This is a genomic window from Faecalibacterium sp. (assembly GCF_052358865.1).
Lineage (GTDB): Bacteria > Bacillota > Clostridia > Oscillospirales > Ruminococcaceae > Faecalibacterium > Faecalibacterium butyricigenerans.
In genome coordinates this window covers 1-5955 of record NZ_DAWCVJ010000111.1, presented here as the reverse complement: position 1 = coordinate 5955, position 5955 = coordinate 1, and the positions used below count along the sequence as shown (strand labels likewise).

The 5955-nt window shown below is 52.5% G+C and carries 8 protein-coding genes and 2 pseudogenes; 2 read left to right on the top strand and 8 right to left on the bottom strand.

The window, feature by feature from the left end:
* Positions 1 to 48: 48 nt before the first annotated feature.
* The 7 genes and pseudogenes from ACT8X9_RS12560 to ACT8X9_RS12530 form a co-directional block, all read right to left on the bottom strand.
* A pseudogene (locus ACT8X9_RS12560) lies at positions 49 to 177 on the bottom strand (Maff2 family mobile element protein); the annotation flags it as partial.
* 100 nt (positions 178 to 277) lie between these two features.
* Positions 278 to 1174, bottom strand: a pseudogene (locus ACT8X9_RS12555) (VirD4-like conjugal transfer protein, CD1115 family); the annotation flags it as partial.
* A gap of 86 nt (positions 1175 to 1260) precedes the next feature.
* Complete coding sequence (locus ACT8X9_RS12550; protein WP_015528457.1) at positions 1261 to 1626, bottom strand: hypothetical protein; 366 nt, start codon at positions 1624 to 1626, stop codon at positions 1261 to 1263.
* A gap of 77 nt (positions 1627 to 1703) precedes the next feature.
* The gene (locus ACT8X9_RS12545; RefSeq protein WP_444269211.1) at positions 1704 to 1877 is read right to left on the bottom strand and encodes a transposon-encoded TnpW family protein; all 174 of its coding nucleotides are present in this window, start codon (positions 1875 to 1877) and stop codon (positions 1704 to 1706) included.
* Between the two features lie 64 nt (positions 1878 to 1941).
* Positions 1942 to 2805: an ATP-binding protein gene (locus ACT8X9_RS12540; protein ID WP_444269210.1), complete on the bottom strand. Its 864-nt coding sequence runs from the start codon at positions 2803 to 2805 to the stop codon at positions 1942 to 1944.
* A complete protein-coding gene (locus tag ACT8X9_RS12535; protein ID WP_238047120.1) occupies positions 2802 to 3536 on the bottom strand; it encodes a phage replisome organizer N-terminal domain-containing protein in 735 nt (244 codons plus the stop codon). The genes ACT8X9_RS12540 and ACT8X9_RS12535 overlap by 4 nt, the downstream gene beginning before the upstream one ends.
* A 124-nt stretch (positions 3537 to 3660) precedes the next feature.
* Positions 3661 to 4059 (bottom strand): cysteine-rich VLP domain-containing protein, encoded by a 399-nt coding sequence (locus tag ACT8X9_RS12530; RefSeq protein WP_444269209.1) that lies wholly within the window; start codon positions 4057 to 4059, stop codon positions 3661 to 3663.
* Positions 4060 to 4185: 126 nt separating this feature from the next.
* Between ACT8X9_RS12530 and ACT8X9_RS12525 the strand changes: the two genes are divergently transcribed.
* Both ACT8X9_RS12525 and ACT8X9_RS12520 read left to right on the top strand, forming a co-directional pair.
* On the top strand, positions 4186 to 4464 hold the full coding sequence (locus ACT8X9_RS12525; protein WP_005924829.1) for a type II toxin-antitoxin system RelB/DinJ family antitoxin: 279 nt from the start codon (positions 4186 to 4188) through the stop codon (positions 4462 to 4464).
* A complete protein-coding gene (locus ACT8X9_RS12520) occupies positions 4461 to 4751 on the top strand; it encodes a type II toxin-antitoxin system YafQ family toxin (RefSeq protein ID WP_002596328.1) in 291 nt (96 codons plus the stop codon). The genes ACT8X9_RS12525 and ACT8X9_RS12520 overlap by 4 nt, the downstream gene beginning before the upstream one ends.
* Before the next feature lie 77 nt (positions 4752 to 4828).
* Here ACT8X9_RS12520 and ACT8X9_RS12515 read toward each other — a convergent pair.
* A partial coding sequence (locus ACT8X9_RS12515; RefSeq protein WP_444269208.1) for a MobA/MobL family protein occupies positions 4829 to 5955 on the bottom strand: 1127 nt, incomplete at its 5' end.

Genomic DNA, 5955 nt, shown 5'->3' with positions numbered 1-5955 from the left:
TGGCGGTCTATCTCTTGTTTTCGGTTGCTTGCTTCCTTACCGTACATGAGCATTGCTACCGGGATTGTCCGAGCCGTAGCCCTCCAGCAGATTGACAACGCCCCACACGCCGAGGCCAGCGCCGAGAGCAACAACAAGGGTCTGCAAAGTAGTGATAGCGGAAGCGAAAAATTGCATATATTCCTCCATTTCTCCGGGGTCATAGCCCCGGCCATGAAAAAAGCCGCCCGGTGTGGGCGGCAAGTGACTGCTTCGGGACACTTTGTCTCGAAGTGATTTATACAAAAGCGTCGGGATCGTCGATGTCGTCATAGCTCAGGATGTCCTCGTCCTCGGCTGTGAGCGCATCTTCGGGCACCGCCGCCTCGTACACCTCGCAAACCTCGTTCAGCCCGGGCCGCCTGCGGCGGTTGATGAGCTTGTCGAGGTCAAAGGCGTTTTTGGTTTTATCGGCCTCTGCCGTGTATCGGTAATTGGGGTGCTGCTTCAAATCGTACTTTTTGGAGAAAAACGGCGGCAGGCCCCGGAGCTGCAAAATGCACTTGTCTCCGGGCATGGTCGCCAGTTCGCTGGGGGTCATCAGCTCCCGGCCCAGCCGCTGGGTGTTCTGGTTGTAGCTTTCAGACTGCCCACGGGAGCGCCCCTCGGTCTGCATAGAGATGGTGGCCTTGCCCAGCCAGTTCTCGGATATTTCCTTGATGGTGCTGGCCTCTCTGCCTCCCAAAAACACAACGCTGTCCATGTTTCCCAAAATCGTTTCAGCGTGTTTGTCGTAAATGGCCTTGCATTGTGCTAACTGTTGGTACAGCAATACCAAAGACACCTCGCGGGAGCGGATGACGGCCACCAGCTTTTCCAGCCCCGGCACCTGTCCCGTGTTAGCCGCCTCGTCCCAAAGCACCCGCACATGATGGGGTAGGCGGCCCCTATGCACATTGTCCGCCCGCTCACAGAGCAGATTGAACATTTGCGAAAAGGCCAGAGCCACCAAAAAATTGTAGGTGCTGTCCGTGTCAGAGATGACAAAGAAAGTAGCTGTTTTCCTATCGCCCATGCGGTCAAGCTCCAGCTCGTCATAGGACATAATTTCCCGGAGCTGGGGAATGTCAAAGGGAGCCAAACGAGCGCCGCAGGAAATAAGGATCGATTTTGCCGTCTTGCCAGAGACAAATTGTCAAGGACTTTTTCATCAAATTCACAAAAAATCCACAAAAAAGGTGCCAGAAGCACTGTATGGCTCCTGACACCTCGTTTAACAGCTTACATTTTTCCGTCCAGCAGGTCTTTGCAGAGATATGCATAGTCTGGCAGCTGGTTGATATATAGCTCCCAGCGCCGCTTGATTTCGGCCAATTCCAGCGGATCGGCGGCTTCCAGTGCATGATCGTTGCCCGTCATATATAAAACATCCGTAGCAACATCATCCAAACACCTGCCGCAGAGATCAGCAGCTGATTCTATCCTGATGCCAGTATCCACATAAAGCGGATTGACGCCAATCGTCAGCCAGACATAGCCTACCTTGTCCGACCAGAGCAGTTCAAAATCAGGGCTTTGCCGCAGATGTTCCGCAAAGACTTCCTTTACTCGCTCAATTTCATGTTTCTCTTTTTCTGTGTAAAGCATTTTCGTGTCCTCCTTGACAAAAATTTTGGTGCGTACCATCATCAGTTTAGCACAAGGCGGCTTCGTTTATCAGTCTGTCACATCTGCTGAATTTCATTTTTGAGCATACGCTTGATTTTATCGCTCAAGGTTTCTGTGCTGGTATTGCTGAAATGGACATGAACCTTGTAGGTTGTCTTACCGATTTTCTTTACCATCGCTGGCGTGTTTTCCGGCGCTCTGGACGCAGTAGCGGCGTCTGCCACCTGCATAGTACGGGGTTCTCTGTTCATGGCGCTCCTTTCTCCGAACGGGTCTGTGCCGCCCGGTAAAAAATCAGTCTTGCTTACTGTTTACAATGTCTTTTGCTGTCTGTCGGGTAGCACCGGCATTTTCTTCCCGGAAATTCTTCCCGTCAAAAAGAATCGGCGCACACCATTCCAGAATACGGTCATAGATACGGGCGTGGGCCAGGTCAGGCGGGTTCTTGAGTTCGGCCAGTTTCAGGTTGGTGGTGATGATCATGGGCCTGCGGCTGCGGTATCGGCTGTCAATGACGAAAAACATCTGCTCCATCGCATACTCGGTACTGCGCTCCATACCCAAATCGTCAATGATAAGCAGGTCGTATTCGTCAAAGCTGGCGATAAAGTCGGCCCTGTCTTCGGAGAACATCCCTGTCAGGCGGTTCAGGATGGTGGGAAAGTTCGTCATCAGCACAGGCACATCCCGGTCAAGTAGAGCATTGGCGATACATCCGGCGAAAAAAGATTTGCCGGTTCCCACATCTCCAAACAGCAAAAGCCCGATATTGCTCTTATATGCTTCTTTCCAGTTCTCCACATAGGCATGAGCCTTGTCCATCAATGGGTTTTGCCCGTTATCATTGGAAAATGTGTAGTCATACAGATAACGGTCTTGCAAGCCCTGTGCCTTTCGGCGTTTGATACGCTCCATGCGGCGCTGCCGTTCTTCAGCAGCCTTGCGTTGCTCCTCAGCCTCCCGCTGGCACTGGCAGATACAGCGGGGCATGAAGTAGCCTGGTTTTCCAAAGCATGGCACAACGGTCTGCCTCTGGCCGCCGCATTTCTTACAGTGGATGAGACCGTCTGACGGGTCTATATACTCGTCCCCGGCCAATTCCATACCGGCAGCTGCCTTGTCGATCAGCGCCCGGATTTCTGCGGTAATCTCAATCATACAGTTTCATCCTCCTTTACGCTGTAATCCCGGTTGCGGGTGGGCGGGGCCGCCTTTTTCGCGTCCTCACCGGCCCAGCGCCGGATGGTGGCGGCATGACTCTGATACCGCTTACCGGTAGAGGCCATGTATTCGGACAGCTTTTCGATGTACTGGCCCCATACAGTGGGAAAACTGGCCTGTAAGTCTGCCAGTTCCTCGTCCGTCAGGAAAACATTCTGGTAACGGCCATAGGCGCGGGCGGAGCGTCCCTTCTCTATCTCTCTCTTTATCTCTATCTCTTTCTCTAACTCTATCTCTATCTCTGGTGGACGAATGTCGGACAAATGTCCGCCGTTTGTCCGGGGCGCAGAAAGAGCCTTATTTTGAATCCTTGCAGCCCGCTTTCGCTCGGCCTCGGTAGAGGACTGGCCGATTAAAAGTTCGATGTTGCTCATGTAGAATGTGCCGCTGTCCAGCACTTCCACAAGACCCAGCTTCAAAAAGATCTGCAAGGCTCTCTCCACAGTGCCGATCTGCTGGCGGGTGATGGTGGCGATCATCTGCGCCGTGTAGGGGATGTCCTCGTCAAGCTGGAGCCGCCCGCCATGTTTCAGCGATTTCAGATACAGCTTGAGCAGAATGTTGGAATACAGCACACCATCCTGCATACTTTCCAGCAGCACGATGGAATCATCGTCAAAATAGTTTTCTTTGAGTTTCAGGTAATAATATTTTCGGTTGTCTGACATAGGGTTCCTCCTTGGGGGTTCTCTGGGGGTTCTCTGGGGATTCTATACGCATTTTAAGGCCGTTTTAGGGGTCAGAGGATAAATCTATCAGCCTGCCTTTGACACCCTCGAAAAAAGCCTTGATTTACAAGGGTTTTTCAGCCCCTAAAGCGTGACATTTCTCCCGTTGTTTCCGCTTGCGCTTTGCGGCGTTGACCCGCTTCATGCGTGCGGCACATTCCGGGCAGTATTTGGCCCGGTTGGAACCGGGGGTAAACAGCGCCCCACATATGGCGCATTTCTTCGCATTCAGCCGGTGGAACAGCGCCGTTTCCAGTTCCTTATCCTGCGGCAATACCGCCGCCCGAAACCACCTGCACAACAGGGGGTAGGAAATGGACTGGACACAGACACATTCCTCTCCATCGTCCAGGGCGATACAGTTTCCGTCGATGTAGTTACAGCACTCATGCACCAGCCTCCGCACTCTGCGGTACTGGCGGTAATCCATGACGGGGATAGGTTCAGTCCTGTCGTTCTTCATAAGTGATTTCTTTCATAAAGCCGGTAACCTCCTTGAATGAATTTATTGTTAAATATTCGTGCAAAGTATTGTTTTCTTCGTGCAAATGTCATATACTATAATTGCCAGCAGAAAGGGGTTGATCGTATGGCTGGAAATACCACAAACATCAGTATCCGCATGGACGCAGATTTGAAAGCGCAGGCGGACGCACTGTTTACTGAACTTGGCATGAACCTGACTACGGCGTTTAACATCTTTGTGCGCCAGTCGCTTCGTGAAGGCGGCATTCCCTTTGAAGTAAGGCTGGAACAGCCGAACAAAGAAACGGTTGCTGCCATGCTGGAAGCGGAAAGGATTGCAAAAGACCCGTCTGTAAAGGGCTACAATGACCTTGACGAGTTATTTGCTGACCTGAAAAGATGAAAGAAACCAAATATACCGTCAAGTACACGACCAGTTTCAAAAAGGACTACAAACGAGCCATCAAGCGTGGCTTGAAGATCGAGCTGCTGGAGCAGGTCGTAGCATTGCTGGCAATGGGCGAACCGCTGCCGGATAAGAACCGTGACCATGACCTGTCCGGCGATTGGGCAGGTCATCGGGAATGTCATATTCTCCCGGACTGGCTGCTTGTCTATCGCATAGAGGATGATGTTCTGGTGCTGACGCTGGCCCGCACCGGCACACACAGCGACTTGTTCGGCAAATAAACAGTCTGCCGCCGTATGGGGAAACCTGTACGGCGGTTTTTCTGTGTGCAAAAGTATGTCGTGAAACGCGGTAGCCCTTACCGCTCCGGCTCCCGGTCATGAGACTTGTTCCGTTCCTGTCTGGACAGCTGCTCGGCGGTTTTGCGGAGCCGTTCCATTGCTTTCAAATCCTCCCGCATGGATTTCATGGCAAGCGTGTCCGTCTGCTTTCCAGCGGCCAGCTGGTCGATTTCCCGCTGCCATGCCTTCGGGGTGATTGCCTCACCACTGTCTTTCAGTTCTTTCAGATACCGGTCTGCTGCGTCATAGAGGATCAGTTCCCGGCTGTGGCGCTGTTCAAACTGTTCCCGCTTTTCCGGCTTTACTTTGGCAAGCTGTTTGTGGATGGACTTGTACTGGTTGTACTGTTCCCACATCTCCCCGCGTTCGGTAAGAATGGCGATCCGACGCTCAGCTTTGACGATCTTTCCCCGCAGGTCATAGTAACAGCTGTTCATATCAGCGATTTTTTCATGAAGCTGCTGCATAGACTGGATGCTGTTTGCCTGCAAAAAGCTGAATAGTGCAGCGCTTTCTTGCAAAGCCCGGATTTTGCCGGTGCGGGTGTGAGGAGCGTTCAACTGCTGCTGAGCCTCCCACAAAGCTGTCAAGCTGCTTTGCTGTGTTTGTGGTTTTTCCGTTTCGGCTTTCGACCAGCGATAAAGACGGGTAATGCGGGCTTTGATTTCTTTCAGCAGCTTGTTGTCAGCGGCAATCTGCCGATTTACCTCCCCCTTGTCGGTACGGATGCCGCGCTTTTCCATTTGGCTGGCAGCTGGCCCCAGATGGACAGAGGGAATCTTATCAATGCCCTGCCGCTTGTAGCTGCGATGGTCAATGCGCTCCGGTCTGCCGGCAGATTCCAACGCCCGATTGGTGTAAGCCGCCCACGCTGCCCGCCAAATCTCCGCATTTCCTTTATCGTTCCAGTCGGTCGTATCCTCTCTGTGATTTTTCCAACCGCCTTTCCCATCCGGGATACGCTGTCCATTCTCGTCCAGATCGTATGCCTTGCGGCACTTTGCGCCCCACTGTCCATTTTCTTTCAGAGGCCGGAGCGTCAGCATGATATGGACATGAGGGTTGCCGGTTCCCTTGTCATGGATAGCAAAGTCGGCGCACATCCCCTTGTCCACAAAGTTGTCCTTCACATAGGCCCGGACAA

Coding starts and splice junctions, on each gene's coding strand:
- ACT8X9_RS12550 (WP_015528457.1), bottom strand. CDS start 1,626: ATGCTTTACACAGAAAAAGAGAAACATGAAATTGAGCGAGTAAAGGAA.
- ACT8X9_RS12545 (WP_444269211.1), bottom strand. CDS start 1,877: ATGCAGGTGGCAGACGCCGCTACTGCGTCCAGAGCGCCGGAAAACACG.
- ACT8X9_RS12540 (WP_444269210.1), bottom strand. CDS start 2,805: ATGATTGAGATTACCGCAGAAATCCGGGCGCTGATCGACAAGGCAGCT.
- ACT8X9_RS12535 (WP_238047120.1), bottom strand. CDS start 3,536: ATGTCAGACAACCGAAAATATTATTACCTGAAACTCAAAGAAAACTAT.
- ACT8X9_RS12530 (WP_444269209.1), bottom strand. CDS start 4,059: ATGAAGAACGACAGGACTGAACCTATCCCCGTCATGGATTACCGCCAG.
- ACT8X9_RS12525 (WP_005924829.1), top strand. CDS start 4,186: ATGGCTGGAAATACCACAAACATCAGTATCCGCATGGACGCAGATTTG.
- ACT8X9_RS12520 (WP_002596328.1), top strand. CDS start 4,461: ATGAAAGAAACCAAATATACCGTCAAGTACACGACCAGTTTCAAAAAG.